This is a genomic window from Brevibacillus reuszeri (assembly GCF_001187725.1).
GTDB classification, from domain to species: Bacteria; Bacillota; Bacilli; order Brevibacillales; family Brevibacillaceae; genus Brevibacillus; species Brevibacillus reuszeri.
In genome coordinates this window covers 684,400-700,345 of sequence record NZ_LGIQ01000007.1, presented here as the reverse complement: position 1 = coordinate 700,345, position 15,946 = coordinate 684,400, and the positions used below count along the sequence as shown (strand labels likewise).

The 15,946-nt window shown below is 47.2% G+C and carries 16 protein-coding genes; 1 reads left to right on the top strand and 15 read right to left on the bottom strand.

What is annotated here, in order from left to right; genetic code table 11:
- Window positions 1-30: 30 nt before the first annotated feature.
- Entirely contained in the window at window positions 31-255 is a 225-nt protein-coding gene (locus tag ADS79_RS13110) for a hypothetical protein (protein WP_141261019.1), read from the top strand.
- A gap of 107 nt (window positions 256-362) precedes the next feature.
- Here the strand turns inward: ADS79_RS13110 and ADS79_RS13105 are convergent, their stop codons facing one another.
- The 15 genes from ADS79_RS13105 to rbfA form a co-directional block, all read right to left on the bottom strand.
- Window positions 363-2,069: a ribonuclease J gene (locus ADS79_RS13105; RefSeq protein ID WP_218033833.1), complete on the bottom strand. Its 1,707-nt coding sequence runs from the start codon at window positions 2,067-2,069 to the stop codon at window positions 363-365.
- Window positions 2,070-2,184: 115 nt separating this feature from the next.
- A complete protein-coding gene (dapA, locus tag ADS79_RS13100) occupies window positions 2,185-3,051 on the bottom strand; it encodes a 4-hydroxy-tetrahydrodipicolinate synthase (RefSeq protein ID WP_049738830.1) in 867 nt (288 codons plus the stop codon).
- 60 nt (window positions 3,052-3,111) lie between these two features.
- Entirely contained in the window at window positions 3,112-4,338 is a 1,227-nt protein-coding gene (gene dapG / locus ADS79_RS13095; RefSeq protein ID WP_049738829.1) for an aspartate kinase, read from the bottom strand.
- 11 nt (window positions 4,339-4,349) lie between these two features.
- Window positions 4,350-5,390, bottom strand: coding sequence for an aspartate-semialdehyde dehydrogenase (locus tag ADS79_RS13090; RefSeq protein WP_049738828.1), 1,041 nt, complete (start codon window positions 5,388-5,390; stop codon window positions 4,350-4,352).
- Window positions 5,391-5,447: 57 nt separating this feature from the next.
- The gene (locus tag ADS79_RS13085; RefSeq protein ID WP_049738827.1) at window positions 5,448-6,044 is read right to left on the bottom strand and encodes a dipicolinate synthase subunit B; all 597 of its coding nucleotides are present in this window, start codon (window positions 6,042-6,044) and stop codon (window positions 5,448-5,450) included.
- Window positions 6,041-6,940: a dipicolinate synthase subunit DpsA gene (dpsA, locus tag ADS79_RS13080; protein ID WP_049738826.1), complete on the bottom strand. Its 900-nt coding sequence runs from the start codon at window positions 6,938-6,940 to the stop codon at window positions 6,041-6,043. Before dpsA ends, ADS79_RS13085 begins: the two co-directional genes overlap by 4 nt.
- Window positions 6,941-7,077: 137 nt before the next feature.
- On the bottom strand, window positions 7,078-7,338 hold the full coding sequence (locus ADS79_RS13075) for a YlmC/YmxH family sporulation protein (RefSeq protein ID WP_049738825.1): 261 nt from the start codon (window positions 7,336-7,338) through the stop codon (window positions 7,078-7,080).
- Window positions 7,339-7,426: 88 nt separating this feature from the next.
- Complete coding sequence (locus ADS79_RS13070; RefSeq protein ID WP_049738824.1) at window positions 7,427-8,680, bottom strand: M16 family metallopeptidase; 1,254 nt, start codon at window positions 8,678-8,680, stop codon at window positions 7,427-7,429.
- A 115-nt stretch (window positions 8,681-8,795) separates the two neighbouring features.
- Window positions 8,796-9,770, bottom strand: coding sequence for a polysaccharide deacetylase family protein (locus ADS79_RS13065; RefSeq protein WP_049738823.1), 975 nt, complete (start codon window positions 9,768-9,770; stop codon window positions 8,796-8,798).
- A gap of 135 nt (window positions 9,771-9,905) precedes the next feature.
- A complete protein-coding gene (gene pnp, locus ADS79_RS13060) occupies window positions 9,906-12,053 on the bottom strand; it encodes a polyribonucleotide nucleotidyltransferase (protein WP_049738822.1) in 2,148 nt (715 codons plus the stop codon).
- 262 nt (window positions 12,054-12,315) lie between these two features.
- Window positions 12,316-12,585: a 30S ribosomal protein S15 gene (rpsO, locus tag ADS79_RS13055; protein WP_049738821.1), complete on the bottom strand. Its 270-nt coding sequence runs from the start codon at window positions 12,583-12,585 to the stop codon at window positions 12,316-12,318.
- A 134-nt stretch (window positions 12,586-12,719) separates the two neighbouring features.
- The gene (locus tag ADS79_RS13050) at window positions 12,720-13,661 is read right to left on the bottom strand and encodes a bifunctional riboflavin kinase/FAD synthetase (protein ID WP_049738820.1); all 942 of its coding nucleotides are present in this window, start codon (window positions 13,659-13,661) and stop codon (window positions 12,720-12,722) included.
- 2 nt (window positions 13,662-13,663) lie between these two features.
- Window positions 13,664-14,590 carry a tRNA pseudouridine(55) synthase TruB gene (gene truB, locus ADS79_RS13045; RefSeq protein WP_049738819.1) on the bottom strand — a complete coding sequence of 309 codons (927 nt, stop codon included), beginning with the start codon at window positions 14,588-14,590 and terminating at the stop codon, window positions 13,664-13,666.
- Complete coding sequence (locus ADS79_RS13040) at window positions 14,583-15,578, bottom strand: DHH family phosphoesterase (RefSeq protein ID WP_049738818.1); 996 nt, start codon at window positions 15,576-15,578, stop codon at window positions 14,583-14,585. The genes truB and ADS79_RS13040 overlap by 8 nt, the downstream gene beginning before the upstream one ends.
- Window positions 15,568-15,933 carry a 30S ribosome-binding factor RbfA gene (rbfA, locus tag ADS79_RS13035; protein WP_049738817.1) on the bottom strand — a complete coding sequence of 122 codons (366 nt, stop codon included), beginning with the start codon at window positions 15,931-15,933 and terminating at the stop codon, window positions 15,568-15,570. The genes ADS79_RS13040 and rbfA overlap by 11 nt, the downstream gene beginning before the upstream one ends.
- Window positions 15,934-15,946: the final 13 nt, after the last annotated feature.

Here is a 15,946-nt window from a genome sequence, read left to right as displayed (position 1 = left end):
AGATTGCTGCAATATTTTGGAGGAACGATGATGAAAACCGATAAACACGAAGGTCACTCACTTACGAAGGGCGAATTACTTGCCTTTATTGAAAAAACGATTCAAGAGCTTGAACAAAATTCCGACCCGAAAAATGAAAGCTTGTATGCACTTCTTCTATCCATGGCTTCTTGGCTTGAAGCTGCTAATTTACCAGATACTCCTTCTACTGAGGCTTTTGCCAAGATTCTTCATGCTTCTCCCTATTACAAATAAACCGTGTTAATCACTACCCAATACACAAAACGAGCATGCGTGTCTCAAATAAAAAATGAGTCGTCAGCCTTTTTCAGGCTAAACGACTCATTTTTATTTTCCTACCCTTACACTTCCATGATAATGGGGAGGATCATTGGGCGTCGACGAGTTTGTTCATACAAATAACGTCCAAGCGCCTCTTTTACATTGTTTTTCAGGGAGGACCATTCATTCACATTTTCTTCCATACATTTGACAAGTGTTTGGGTCACTATGCGATTCGCCTCGTCCAGGAGCTCCTCCGATTCGCGTACGTAGACGAAACCTCGGGAAATGATGTCTGGACCAGATAAAATCGTGCCATTTTGTTTGCTGAGTGTAACAACAACTACCAGAATTCCATCTTGAGATAGTAATTTACGATCTCTAAGCACAATATTTCCTACATCGCCAACACCCAAGCCATCGATCAACACATTGCCTGCATGAACTTTTGCACCGTAGCGGGCTTTTCCTCCTGCGATCTCCACCGTATCGCCGTTGTCCAGCAAAAAGATGTTCTCTTCAGGAATACCGACTTGTTCACCAAGCAGTGCATGCGTCTTCAGCATGCGATATTCGCCATGGATTGGAATAAAGTACTTAGGTTTTATTAAGTTCAGCATGAGACGCAATTCTTCCTGACTGCCATGACCGGAGACGTGGACGGTTCCGTTTGGTCCATGGCCGCCATAAATAACGTCGGCGCCAATTCGTGATAATTGGTCAATCGTGCGGGCTACGTATTTTTCATTCCCCGGAATAGGGGTAGCCGCAATAATAACTGTGTCGCCTGGAAGGATGTCAATTTTCCGATGGGCGGATCGGGCCATCCGAGTGAGCGCAGACATAGGCTCTCCTTGGCTTCCAGTAGACAGAATCACTACCTGTTCAGCAGGCAGCTTATTAATTTCATCGATTTCCACAATCAGCCCTTCTGGGACTAAAAGATAGCCAAGATCGCGGCTGATGTTGATGACGTTTTGCATACTTCTGCCGACCACAGTCAGTTTACGGTTAAACTGAGCTGCTGCATCGACTACCTGTTGAATCCGATGAACGTTGGATGCAAAGGTAGAGACGACGATTCGTCCTGTTGCCTTTGAGAAAACATCTTTAATGGCAATACCTACAGAACGCTCCGATCCTGTAAAACCAGGTCGCTCCGCATTCGTACTGTCCGAAAGCAAGCAGAGTACCCCGCGGTCACCAATCATAGCCATTTTCGCTAAATCAGCTACCTGATTGTTGACTGGTGTCTGATCAAATTTGAAGTCACCCGTGTGAACAACGTATCCTTCCGATGTTTCAACGCAGACCCCTACACAATCCGGGATGCTGTGGTTGACACGGAAAAAAGTCGCCTTCATCTTACCGAGAACGATCTCCGAATCACTGTTGATCAACACGCGCTTGGTATCGTTTAGGATGCCCGCTTCCTTCAATTTTGCATCAATCAAACCAAGGGTAAGTTTTGTTGCATAAACAGGAACGTTCAAGTGCTTCAGCACATAACTGAGGCCACCGATGTGGTCTTCATGTCCATGCGTAATAATAATACCCCGAACCTTGTCCCGATGCTCTTCCAGATAAGTAATATCTGGAATAACCATATCAATCCCCAGCATTTCCTCTTCCGGGAATTTTAATCCGGCGTCAATAACAACGATGTCATCGTCGCATTGCACCACGTACATATTCTTCCCAATTTCGCCAACTCCGCCCAGGGCAAAAATGAGAACAGAGTGATTCGATTTTGCCAAAACGTGTAACCTCCTATATTTAGTTGTCATGTCCACTCAAAAAAACCGCCCCAAATCACTTAGTATCATTATACCCGAAGTGAAAACCTTAACACAAGGAAAAAGAGCCATCCCCGCAGGAATGGCTCTTTTTCTTTCTATCCAGTTAAACAAGCAAGGAATGAACAAACGCTTTTTCTTCGTCGTTTAGCTCAACGAGCGGCAGGCGAACACCGCCTGTTTCGATGCCCAGCTTTTGCAAAGCGACTTTGGTAGGACCTGGACTTGGATAAGCGAAAAGTCCTTCAAATACAGGCATGAGCTTGCGATGCATGCTTGCTGCTTGAGTGTACTTTCCTGCCAAGAATGAATAAATCATTTCTGTCATCTCGCGTCCTACTACATGGCTGGCAACACTGACGATCCCTACTCCCCCAATAGCGAGGGTCGGTATAGTCAAGCTGTCATCCCCGCTATACAGCTCAAATCCCTCTGGCGCATGCTCGATAATCTGTGCCATTTGCGACAGGTTACCAGACGCTTCTTTAATACATACCACATTCGGCAACTCAGCAAGACGCAGCGTGGTTTGCGCTGTGATATTTACCGCAGTGCGACCTGGCACATTATACATCATTACAGGCAAGTCAGTCGCTTCTGCAAGGGCTTTAAAATGCGCGTAAAGACCTTCTTGCGATGGGCGGCTATAGTAAGGCGCAACAACCATGACAGCATCTACCCCGGTTGCCTGGGCCGCTTTTGTAAATTCAATGCTGGATGCTGTGTCATTACTGCCAGTGCCTGCGATAATGTGGCACTTTCCTTTTGCATATGACACTACATGCTTGAACAGGTCGAGCTTTTCAGCAGCTGAAAGGGTTGGCGATTCACCTGTTGTTCCAGAGACGACGATCCCTTCACTGCCTGTTGCCACCAAATGATCAATGATGCGCTCTGCTTTATCGTAATCAATCTGTAATTGGTCATTAAATGGCGTTACCATTGCAGTAACCAGCCGGCCAAATCGTGCCACTGCCTCTCCAACTCCTCTACTCGTGATCAGCAGGTATTATCTCTTGTATCTATTTGTCGCTCACATGTGGTGTACATGCAGATTAAATTGATGGTGCAGCGCTCGAACTGCCTTAACCATGTCCTTTTCATGCACAAGTACCCAAATGGTCGTATGGGAGTCAGCAGATTGAAGAATTTGTATGTCTTCTTGTGTCAAGGCCTCAACGATTTGTGCCATTACGCCTGGCACACCCGTCATCCCAGCTCCAATCACCGATACTTTTGCACAATGAGGCAACAACTGTGGCTCATAATCGAGCTCAGTGAGAAGCCCTGCTGCTTTGGAAGCCATCTCATCATGTACAGTATAGGCTACACCAAGTGGATTCACATTTATGAAATCAACACTGATGTTATTTGTTGCCATCGTTTTAAAAACTTGCAGCTGTGTATCGTAGTACCCTTCCTTATTGGCGACTTTAATCTGGGTGATATTAGGTACGTGGGCAATCCCCATAACGACGCGATCGTGAACCGAATACTCCAGCTTACCAATTTCATGCATATTGGTAACCAAAGTTCCGGGGTCGTCCGAAAACGTGGAACGGACTCGAATTGGCACGTTTGCCTGCATCGCAATTTCCACGGCTCGGGGGTGAATCACCTTCGCCCCCAGATGAGCCATGTTGCAAATCTCCGTGTAGGTAACCATGGAAAGAGGCTGTGCTTCCTCCACAATTCGCGGGTCAGCAGTCATAATGCCTTCGACATCGGTGAATATATCAACCATTTCAGCTTCCAAAGCAACCCCAAGAGCGGTAGCTGTTGTATCACTACCACCACGTCCCAGTGTCGTAATCTCCCATTCGGCTGTTCTGCCTTGAAAACCTGGGACGATTACGACATGGCCCGCTTTTAAGTCCTGCAGGATACGGCTCGGATCAATCGAGGTAATTTGAGCATTGGAAAAATCATCACTCGTGACAATGTTTGCCTGACCACCTGTTAAAATCGTTGCCTGAATCCCGTGCGCATGCAGCATACTGCACATGACTGTAGCTGAAATAATTTCACCGGTATGCATTAGCATATCCGTTTCTCGACTTGGCAGTTGATGTCCATTACTGCGAACTAACTGTAAAAGTGTATCGGTTGCATAGGGATCACCTTTTCGTCCCATTGCCGATACGACAACGACTAAGGCAAAGCCTTCATCGATCGCTTTTTCCATATGGTAGATTGCCCTCATCCGGCAATCTTCCGTCGTCAAGGAAGAACCACCGAACTTCTGGACGAGAATCTTCACAAACCTCTCCCCTATGCTCTTGCTTTGATGAGTTCTTCTGCGATTTGCACCGTATTCCATGCCGCACCTTTGAGAAGGTTGTCAGAAACGATCCACATATGCAGCCCGCGAGGATGATGGAGATCGCGTCGCACCCGGCCTACAAATATGTCGAGCTTGCCGGTTGCATCAGTAGCAAGCGGATAGCGTTGCTCTTCTGGCACGTCTACCAATACGACACCCGGAGCATTTTCCAGCAGAGCTTTTACTTCTGCCAAATCGTAGTCCTGTTTCAATTCAACATACACGGATTCGCTGTGTCCATAGACGACCGGAATGCGCACGCATGTAGCAGAAACCAATACTTGATCATCATTGAAGATTTTTTTCGTTTCGTTAATCATTTTCATTTCTTCATAAGTGAAACCATTTTCTGTAAATACGTCAATTTGCGGAATCGCGTTGAACGCAATCTGGTGATGAACAGGCTGTGAACCAACAGGAAGAATCTTACATTCTGCTTGCTTGCCATCCAAAACATCACGGCTTTGCGTCAACATCTCATTAATCGCAGATTGACCTGCGCCCGATACGGCTTGGTACGTAGAAACAATGATCCGGTCTATGCCAAAACGATCATACAAGGGTTTCAGAGCGGCTACCATCTGAATTGTCGAGCAATTCGGATTCGCAATGATTCCTTTATTCGCAAGCGCAGCATCCATGTTTACTTCTGGAACCACCAAAGGTACCTCAGGGTCCATCCGGAACGCACTGGTGTTGTCGATGACGACTGCACCATGACGTACAGCGTGGTGAGCAAGCTCTTTACTGATTGACCCACCCGCACTAAACAGGGCATAATCCACTCCGGCAAAGCTCTCAGGCGTTGCTTCCTCCAGAACAATTTCTTGTCCCTTGAACGTCACTGTCTTACCAGCAGATCGTGCAGATGCAAGCAGCTTGAGTTCTTTGATCGGAAAATTGCGCTCTTCAAGAATGCGAATCATTTGCTGTCCGACAGCGCCAGTCGCGCCTACTACAGCGACATTATAAGTCAGTTGGTTAGCCATCTCTTACTCTCCTCCTAATCGCGAAAAGCAGGTTAATTGTTTTTTTCTGTAGTGTTTTTAGTAGTTAAATCTCTCGATGAGCAAGGGTTGCAGTTGTCGACCTTCCATGGCAGCTGTGCATGTCTCCAGCAAGAGATCCATGCGTGCAACAAGCGAGTTTGGCTTTTTTTCAGGTGCGTCTTGCCCGAATGGCACAAAATAAATGTTTTTCGCTGCCAATAGCTTGGCAATATTCGCTGCATTTAGTCCCAGACCATCATTGGTAGAGATTGCGATTACGAGTGGTCGCAGATTACGCATCGTTGCTTTCGCAGCCATCAGTACGGCACTGTCCGTTATGGCATTCGCCAAACGGCTTGTCGTGCTGCCTGTGCAAGGCGCAATCAGCATGACATCCAACAATTTCGACGGACCCAGCGGCTCTGCTTGCGGAATCGTTGAGATCAGCTCTTCACCTGTCAGGTCTTTGATCTGCTGCTGCCAGCTTTGAGAAGTCCCAAACCGAGTATCTGTGGTCATAATCGTATTCGATACGATGGGAATCACGCGTGCTCCCGCATCCACAAAGCGCTTTATTTGTGGCATGGTTTCCTCAAATGTGCAATGCGAGCCTGATAATCCAAAACCAATGGTCTTTCCCTGAAGTGTACTCATGCCCTATCCCTCCTGGTTCTGCTTTGCTCCGCAATCAGACGAGACAAAGTTTTCGCCAAGATTTGTCCTGCGGATTTTGGTGCAACGATTCCAGGAAGTCCGGGAGCGAGAAGCGCTTTGATGCCTCGTCTTTCGGCATAACGAAAATCAGTGCCCCCCGGCTTGGATGCGAGGTCAAGGATAAACGCCGATTGTGGCATCTGAGCAATTACTTCTGCTGTGAGTATAAGCTCTGGGACGGTATTAAAAATGAAATCAGCATTCGTCACCTCTTGCCTTACTTCGCTTATATGGAAGGGAGTCAATCCCATCTCATAAATGCGTGCCAAGTGTTCTTGACGTCTAGCTCCTACCCTGACTTTTGCTCCCAGAGCATGCAACGCCCGGGCCATGGACAAACCAGTACGACCTAATCCCAAAACCATAGACTGAGATCCATGAATCGTAATATCCGTATTTTGAATCGCCATCATAAGGGCTCCCTCCACTGTCGGGATGGAGTTATAGATAGCTACGTCGTCACGATCCAGCAGTTCCACCAAAGGAATCTGATGTGGAGTCAATAGGTTTTTCAAGTACGGTTTTGCCATTCCGGTATATACGACACAATGCTTAGGCAAGCTGGCTACGTGGGCATCCTGCAATTGCAGCTGTTTGGAACAAAAGATGCTTTCCACGAAGCCTTGATCATCGGTCCCTACGATAGGAAGGATGAGGGCGTCAACGTCTTTCAACACATCGCATGTTAATGGTCTCTTCGTTGCCCCTGTAAAATTGCTTTCCAGGTTGTCGAAGCCAACTAACGTGACGCTGGCATCCAGTTGTATGCAGCGCTTGATTACTTCCAACTGGCGAGCGTCTCCGCCGATGAAGGCAACATGTATGCCCGTTAGCATGCTGCGTTCCCCTTTCCACACATTTTACTGCATTAAATGATCGAAACGCAAAGGTTTTCCATTTGAAAAAGTTGACTGGTATTCATGCGGTCTACCCCCATCCTATTCGCTTCCCAATCGTTAGGTGACAGTAGTGCCTACTTTTGCGAAGCTTGTGTCTCCTGTTGATTTAATTGGATGATGACCATATCTGGCCCTATTTTTACAATGGAATTCCAAGGAATCACCAGATCATCACGTTTCTTACCAAAGCCGAAAAAACTACCACCCGGTAAAATAATCGATTGAATGCTTCCATTCTCAGCGTGGATGACGAGATCAGAGTCACTAATGACCCCCATTCGTTCCCCTGTGTCCAAGCCGATGATTTCCTTTCCGCCGAGCTCGCTTAGGCGCATACAGCTACCCCCTTTGTCCTTCGTTTTACTGTTGATATACGCAAAAAAATCCGGCCTATGCCGGATTTTTAAGGTTGTCTTCTCACACCTACAAGAGGATATCGTTTTTCACGTTTTCAGGGAAGCCGTCCAGAGGGCTAACCATCGCCATAGCCAGCTTTGAGCGGAAAAGCTGCTTGGCAACAGCATGAACAGACTCATGTGTTACCTTGTCAATTTTAGCGATCATCTCGTCCAATGTGAGATGGCGTTCTACCAGCAGCTCATTTTTACCAAGACGGCTCATGCGGCTGTTTGTGCTTTCCAGACTGAGCATCAGGCTGCCTTTTAATTGCTCCTTGCCCTTGTTCAGCTCTTTGTCAGTAATTCCATGATCAGCAACATCACGGAGCACATGCGATACGATATCAAACACTTGGCCAACATGCTCTGATGCGGTGCCAGTGTAAATGGTAAAGGTTCCTGCCTCTTTGTAAGAAGAGTGATAGGAATAGACAGAGTACGCTAATCCTCTTTCTTCTCGAATTTCTTGGAAGAGACGAGAGCTCATGCTTCCACCTAACACATTGTTCAACAAAATAAGAGAGTACACATCAGGATGTCCAACCTGAAAGCCCGGAAGAGAAATGCACAAATGTGCTTGTTCGGTCGCCTTGTGCTGCGAAATCACATTCGCTGTAAAATCAGGCGTGCTTACCACAGCTTCACTAGACTTGCGGTTGAAAGATGAGAAGCGTTGTTTAATGTCTTCAATCAGACTCTCTTCAAAGTTTCCTGCAACCGTAATCACTGTATTGGATGGCAAATAGCGTTGATCGATATAGCCTAACAAGTCATCTCTCTTTAGGCTTCTCAAGACATCCTCTGTACCTAAAATGGAGTAGCCCAATGGATGCTTGCCATAGGAAGCCTGAGCAATCAGATCATGCACCAGGTCATCTGGTGTATCTTCGTACATGCTGATTTCTTCGATGACGACATTCTTTTCTTTTTCCAATTCTTCGGGATCAAACACAGAGTTGAAGTACATATCTGAAAGCACTTCTAATGCGATCGGCGCATGCTGATCAAGTACACGTGCGTAGTAGCAGGTATACTCTTTCGAAGTAAACGCATTTACATTGCCGCCGATCTCGTCAAAGCTCTCTGCAATTTCTTTAGCCGTACGGGTCTTTGTGCCCTTGAAAAACATATGCTCCAGGAAATGGGAAATCCCGTTATTCACATTGTTTTCATATTTCGAACCGGTCCCGACCCAGATGCCGAGTGCAACAGAACGAACAGATGGAATTCTCTCTGTTACGATTCTCAGACCGTTTTCACATGTATGACGTAGTATCACGCAAATCCTCCTCAGTCGATCATCTGTCTCTATCCAAACTTCAGGGAAATTGTAGGAAACACGTTTAACTATAGCAAACTTCCCTGGTCTCCACAACAAATGATGCGTTTTCGGGCTATGGAATACGATTGCTCGAGATGACTTCCGATACGGTCGTCGGTACAAGTCCTTTTTGCTTAGCGATCGTGAGCAACTGATCAAGACTTTTTTCGGAAGTAGAGGTTGGATGCATGAGGACCAAAACCCCGTTCCCCATCAAGCCCGAAATTTTCCTGATCACATAAACAGGCGGTGGTTTTTGCCAATCAACGGTGTCTGCTGTCCACATGATTGTGTTCATTTGAAAAGGGTCATGGGCAATTTGAACGACTCTTTGATTAAAGGAACCAGAAGGAGGGGCAAATAAGGTAGGTTTTATTCCCAATGTTTTGATGATAATCTCTTGCGTGCGGTTAATTTCTTGATGAATCCGTTGTGTACTGAGTGTTTTCATGTCTGGGTGTGAATAGGCGTGATTTCCGATCTCATGTCCCCGTGCGGCAATTTTTTTTGCTTCTTCCGGGTATCGCTTCACCCATGAGCCATCCAGAAAAAAGGTAGTTTTGACCTTATGCTTGTCTAATGTATCCAACATCGAATCAAGATACTCATTGCCCCACGCAACATTAATCATAAAGGAAATGGCTGGCTTTTTCGGATTGCCACGGTAGATCGGCTGTGCCCCCAGATCCTTTAGCGAAACGGCAGGAGGGACTTCTTTATACACCAGCATTTCCGGGCTTGCCGCACCTGCTGCCAGCATTTTGTTTATCGAGGCCTCCATATCTACGATACGCCCGTTGTAGCCAGGAATTGCTTTCCAGGTAGGGTCAACTACAGCATCGACGGGCTGCTCCTCCTTGCCTTCCTTCCACTGTTCAATCAGGCTCTGGAGTCGTGACTTCTCATCGAGAGCACTATCCGCAGTCACTACCTGTTTATTTTTTACGACACTTATATAGTGTTGGATAGGCTGGTAATTTAACAATAAGATAAGTAGTGCTGCACAGCTGATCGTAAACCATAAACGTCTTTTTTTTGGAGCTGTCATTGGAGCCTTCTCCACCTCCCGAACGTACAAGTCCTCTCTTTGTCCAATGTATGAGGAGGTGGGCTATCTTAGACGAAAAAAGAAAAAGCTTCCGTACGCGAATTTCTTCGAGTGACGAAGCCTTTTGCTCCTATCCTATTCAGCTTGTGTAGGCTCAGCATCAGCTTGAGCTGCAGCTGCTTGTTCTTTCAATACCGCTTTGCGCGAAAGATTAATGCGGCCCTGATCGTCGATTTCGGTAACTTTCACTTCTACCTTATCTCCAACCGCGACAACATCTTCTGTTTTCGCTACGCGCTCTTCAGCAAGTTGAGAAATATGGCACAGGCCCTCTTTTCCTGCGAACAGTTCAATGAATGCCCCATACTTCTCTACGCGTTTTACTGTACCCAAGTAAGTTTGGCCCACAGCAACTTCACGTACGAGGTCTTCAATAATTTGTTTTGCACGGAGGTTTGCTTCTTGGTTAATAGAAGCAATGAAGACACGGCCATCTTGCTCGATATCAATCTTAACGCCGGTTTCTTCGATAATTTTGTTAATCACGCGACCTTGTGGTCCAATGACATCACGGATCTTCTCCGGATTGATGGTCATGGTCATGATTTTTGGCGCATATGGCGAGAGGTCTTTACGCGGCTGCGAAATGGTGCTCATCATGTGCTTCAAGATGTGCAAGCGTCCTTCGCGTGCCTGCTCCAATGCGTTCTCCAAAATTTCTCGATTGATCCCGGAAATCTTGATGTCCATTTGGATTGCAGTTACGCCAGCTTCTGTACCTGCAACTTTAAAGTCCATGTCACCCAAGTGGTCTTCCATGCCTTGGATATCTGTCAGAATCGAGAAGGACTTCTCGTCTTTGCTCATAATTAATCCCATGGCAATACCGGCAACCGGGGCTTTAATCGGTACACCTGCATCCATCAATGCGAGTACGCTCGCACAAATCGACGCTTGTGAAGTAGAACCGTTGGATTCGATAACCTCAGAAACCAATCGGATTGTGTATGGGAACTCGATTTCAGAAGGAATGATCGGCTCAATCGCGCGCTCACCCAATGCTCCGTGCCCAATTTCACGACGTCCTGGTGGTCGCAAAGGACGTGCTTCCCCTACGCTGTAAGGCGGGAAGTTGTAATGATGCATGAAGCGTTTGGATTCTTCCAGACCCAATCCATCCAGAATCTGAACATCACCCAGTGCACCCAACGTACAAATGCTAAGTGCTTGTGTTTGTCCGCGTGTAAACATACCCGAGCCATGTGTACGGGAAAAGATGTTTACTTCACTGGAAAGTGGTCGAATTTCACCCAAAGCTCGTCCATCCGGGCGAACTTTTTCTTCCGTAATAAGTCGACGAACTTCGTCTTTTACAATATTTCCAAGAACTTCCGCAATCATTTTTTCCTGATCTGGATAAGCCTCTGGATTGAGCGTTGCGAAATGCTCTTTGGTTTCCGCTTTGATGTCGTCAATCGCATCGTAACGGGCTTGCTTTTCTTCGATACGGACAGCTTCTTTCATACGTGCTTCCGCATATCCACGTACTGCCTGGTCAATTTCAGGATCGACCTCATGCAGAATCACCTGCATTTTTTCTTTACCGATTTCCGCTACGATTTGGTTTTGGAAATCTACCAATTGCTTGATTACATCATGACCAGTCATAATCGCTTCCAGCATGACGGATTCAGGCACTTGGTTTGCAGCTGCTTCTACCATGTTGATCGCTTTATGCGTACCAGCTACGACCAAATGGATATCGCTTTTCTCTGCTTGCTCAACTGTAGGGTTGATGATGAACTGACCATCAATACGTCCTACAATGACACCTGCAATCGGACCTTCGAACGGAATTTCTGACACGCAAAGCGCAGCAGAAGTACCGATCATCGCAGCGATTTCAGGCGAGCAGTCTTGATCTACGGAAAGAACAGTATTTACAATTTGTACGTCGTTACGAAATCCTTCTGCGAAAAGAGGGCGGACAGGCCGGTCAATCAAACGGCTAGCCAGGATCGCCTTTTCACTTGGGCGTCCTTCTCTTTTAATAAAGCCGCCAGGAATTTTCCCAACCGCATAGAGACGTTCCTCATAGTTGACAGTCAACGGGAAGAAATCAAGAGCTTTTGGCTCTTTTGAGACTGTCACGGCAGACAGGATTGCTGTATCGCCGTACCGAACCAAGACCGAACCATGCGCCTGCTTGGCCATTTTGCCAAATTCCAGGGTCAGTTTACGGCCTGCCAGTTCGAAATCATATGTACGGTATTGTTGCTCCATGGTGCTAGCAGTCCTCCTTCACTACAATGTGCATGTTCTACACTTTGTTTTCTACCTGTATGTATTATTTCCTGCCATGATAAAAATTAAATGGCTAGCTTTGGCAGTCTTCCTAGATAACAAAAAAAGCTTCTCTTGAAGCCATTTCAATAAACAGGAATTCTAATCGTTTAAACGTTTCGGAAAGCTTAGCACCAATGCAGTGCTAAGCCCTCCTACACGCTAGAAAAAGCGGGTAAACCCGCTTTTTACAAGACGCTGATTAGCGACGCAGACCCAGACGGTCTACTACCGAACGGTAGCGTTGAACATCGGATTCACGCAGGTATGTCAACAGGTTACGACGTTGACCAACCATTTTCAACAGACCACGACGGCTGTGGTGATCTTTTTTGTGCGTGCGCAGATGTCCGTTCAGATTGTTAATGTTTTCGGTCAAGATAGCGATTTGCACTTCCGGCGAACCGGTGTCGTTCTCATGAGTACGGAACTCCTGAATCAGTTGAGTTTTACGTTCTTGAGTCAATGCCATCATGACTCACCTCCTTATTTTGTATACCGTTCGCCGAGTCTGCCGTCGGTGAGCATCGGACAGCCAAGCTACGGTTATCTGTACAACGTTATGAATTATAGCACAGGGAATTATGAAAAGCAAAGAGATTCCTTTTAAGAGATTCCCTCAGCAAATTTTTGCTTGGCAGCCTGCACATCGCGTCCGATTTGGGCAATGAGCACGTCCACACCGGCAAATTTTTGTTCCTCCCGAATATAGAAGAGAAACTCGACTTCTACTTCTTTATCGTAGATTTCTCCGGAGAACTCAAAAATGTGCACTTCTAGCGACTTTTCTTTCTTCTCAAGCTCAAAGGTAGGCTTGATTCCTACGTTCATGACCCCATAATAGCTTTTTTGGTCAACAGTAAAGCGAACCCCATATACACCGTTCTTGCCAATCAGGTACGGCTGGTTTACACGCACATTGGCAGTCGGGAAGCCGATTGTTCGTCCCCGTTTGTCTCCGTGCACTACTGTGCCGCGAACTTTATAAGGGCGTCCAAGCAAGTGACGAACCTGCTCCACATCCCCGTGATGCAAATATTCACGTATGATCGTACTGCTCACTTTTTCCCCCAGACGATTCACTGGACCGATAATATCCAGCCCATAGCGCCCCTGGCTCATCTCCTGCAAGGTATGAGCCGTCCCCATTCCGCGATGCCCGAACGTGTAATCAAATCCCACGACGACATGGCGGCATTCCAGAGGAAGCATGCACTCCGCGATAAAGTCTTCCGGGTATACAGCTGCAAAACCGATATCGAATTTCATCACATAGGTCGTATCTATGCCCATTTTTTCGAATTGCTCCAGTTTGTCTGCAAGGGGAGTCAAATAACGTGTGTATCCACTCTGTCCCAAAACTTCACGCGGATGCGGATCAAAGGTCAGCACTGTGCTTTGCCAGCCATTTGCCTTCGCAGTATCAATCGCCTTTTGAATGACTCGACGATGACCAATATGTACGCCATCAAAGTAACCCAATGCAATCGCGCAAGGTGCCACTTCTAAATCATTTGGTAATGGATAGGTAAGCCAGATCGTTTTCACGGTTACACCTCTGCTGGAAAGACTTTTTCTGCTTTGGCGAACAAGCCTTTATCCCCACGGCATACGCGATGAATACCGAGCAATTCGTCTCCCGAGAAGAGGCAGATCAAGCTCCCCTCTTCGGCAGTAACGCCTGTTAGCGCAGTAGCTAGTCCATTACGCACTGCTTTTGTACGCTCCGGCTTTACTTGATAAGACGGTAAAAACGAGATTGCTTGTGGGATCGAGACTAATTTTTGGGTTATGTCTTTCCCCTCAGCAGCCTGCTGTTCTAATTGTTCCAGGGGAATGGATTCCCCTTCTACGAACGGGCCGCTTTTAATTCGCCGCAACAGCCTCATATGGGCAGGATAACCCAGGGCGCGCCCGAGGTCAACACATAAGGTGCGCATATAGGTGCCTTTGGAGCAGGTGCAGGTAAATGACACATCTACGGTATCGCCTTCTACCCGGATGTCATGCAGAGTTAGCTCATAGAGAGTTACTTTTCGTGCTTGCCGCTCAATCACAGTGCCTTCTCTTGCAAGATCGTACAGTCGTTTTCCGTTGACTTTGATCGCTGAGAACATTGGTGGAACCTGTTCGATTTCTCCCAAAAACGAGAGAAACAATTGTTCGATGCGCTCTTTTGTAATTGTGCTCGGATCAACAGCTGCCTGTTCGAGGACCTCGCCTGAAGCGTCCTCTGTTGTCGTAGTCGAGCCTAGTCGCATGACGACATCATAGCGTTTAGGAAGCTCCTGCAGGTACTCCACAAGTCGTGTCGCATGTCCTACACAAATCGGAAGCACACCCGTCACGTCAGGATCAAGGGTGCCTGTATGACCTACCTTTTTGGTACCATACAAGCGCCGAATCCTCGCCACACAATCATGTGAGGTCATCCCTGCCGGCTTGTCGATAACCAGCACGCCATTCACGTTACTCATCGCTCTTCACTCCTACTGCTTCTTCCAGGACAAGGCTTACTTTTTGCTTTACCTCCGAAAGGCTGCCCCGGATTGTGCAGCCTGCCGCTTTGGCATGGCCGCCTCCGCCCATCTGCTTGGCGACAAGTGAAACGTCTACGCGATCACGTGCTCGCATGCTTACCTTTACTACTCCAGGCTCAGACTCTACAAAGGAAACACCTACTTCTACTCCCTCGATGTTGCGACAGTAATTGACCAAGCCTCCTGCATCCTCGCGCTCTGCTTGGGTTTCCAAAAAATCATCTACCGAAACCGTAATGGAAGCGATGAGGTTTTGATGGGAGAGCTCAAGTGTTTGCAGGGCGCGACGCAAGATTTTTACATGGGCAAAGGTGATCTCCTCCAGGCAGCGCTCTGCGACCTCTCCTGGCTTGACACCGTAGCTCAGTAAGCGCGCGGCGATCTCCATTACACGAGGTGATGTATTGGAATAGCGGAATCCACCTGTGTCAGTAAGCAGGCCCGTATAGATGCAAAGGGCAAGCTCCTCGGTGAACGAAACGCCTAATTCTTCGGCAACGTCAAACAAGATTTCGGCCGTGGCCGCAGCATCAGTCCGTATCAGATTAACATCGCCAAAGCCGTCGTTCGTCGGGTGATGGTCGATGTTAAGAAGGCGTACGCCAGAATCAAATAAAGACCGTACATCGCCCATCCGCGACTCATCGGCGCAGTCTACAGCGATTACGGCCCCGAACTTTTCCTCCAGCGGTTGTTTTCGGAGATTGCGAAGTTGGTCGAAACGCGGCAAGAATGCAAACTTCTCTGGCGTTTCCCCCTCATTGACTACTACATACTGTTTGCCTAATTGTTCCAGCATCAGTACAACACCCAAAGCAGAGCCTGTGGCATCGCCATCTGGGTTAATATGAGAAAGAACCAGGAAGCGGTCATGCTCCCGCATGAAAAGGGCCGCTTCCCGAACAAATTGTCGATTAGGATTCATTCTGCTTTTCCTCATCTGTAGAGATTTCCCGTAGGATTGACTCGATTTTACTGCCGTAGTCGATTGACTCGTCCAGTTTAAATACAAAATCAGGAATGTGGCGCAGCTTTACTCGCTTACCGATCTCTGTGCGAAGATATCCCTTCGCTTTTGTCAGTCCTGACAAAGAAGCTTTGCGCTGCTCTTCACTACCAAAAATGCTGACATATACCTTTGCCAGTTGCAGGTCGCTGCTCACTTCTACATCCGTTACGGTGACAAAGCCTACGCGAGGGTCCTTCAGTCCGCGTTGCAAAACGAGGCTGAGTTCTTTTTTGATCTCTTCACCTACGCGGCTAATCCGTGTTTTATTCATTTCTTTCCACCTC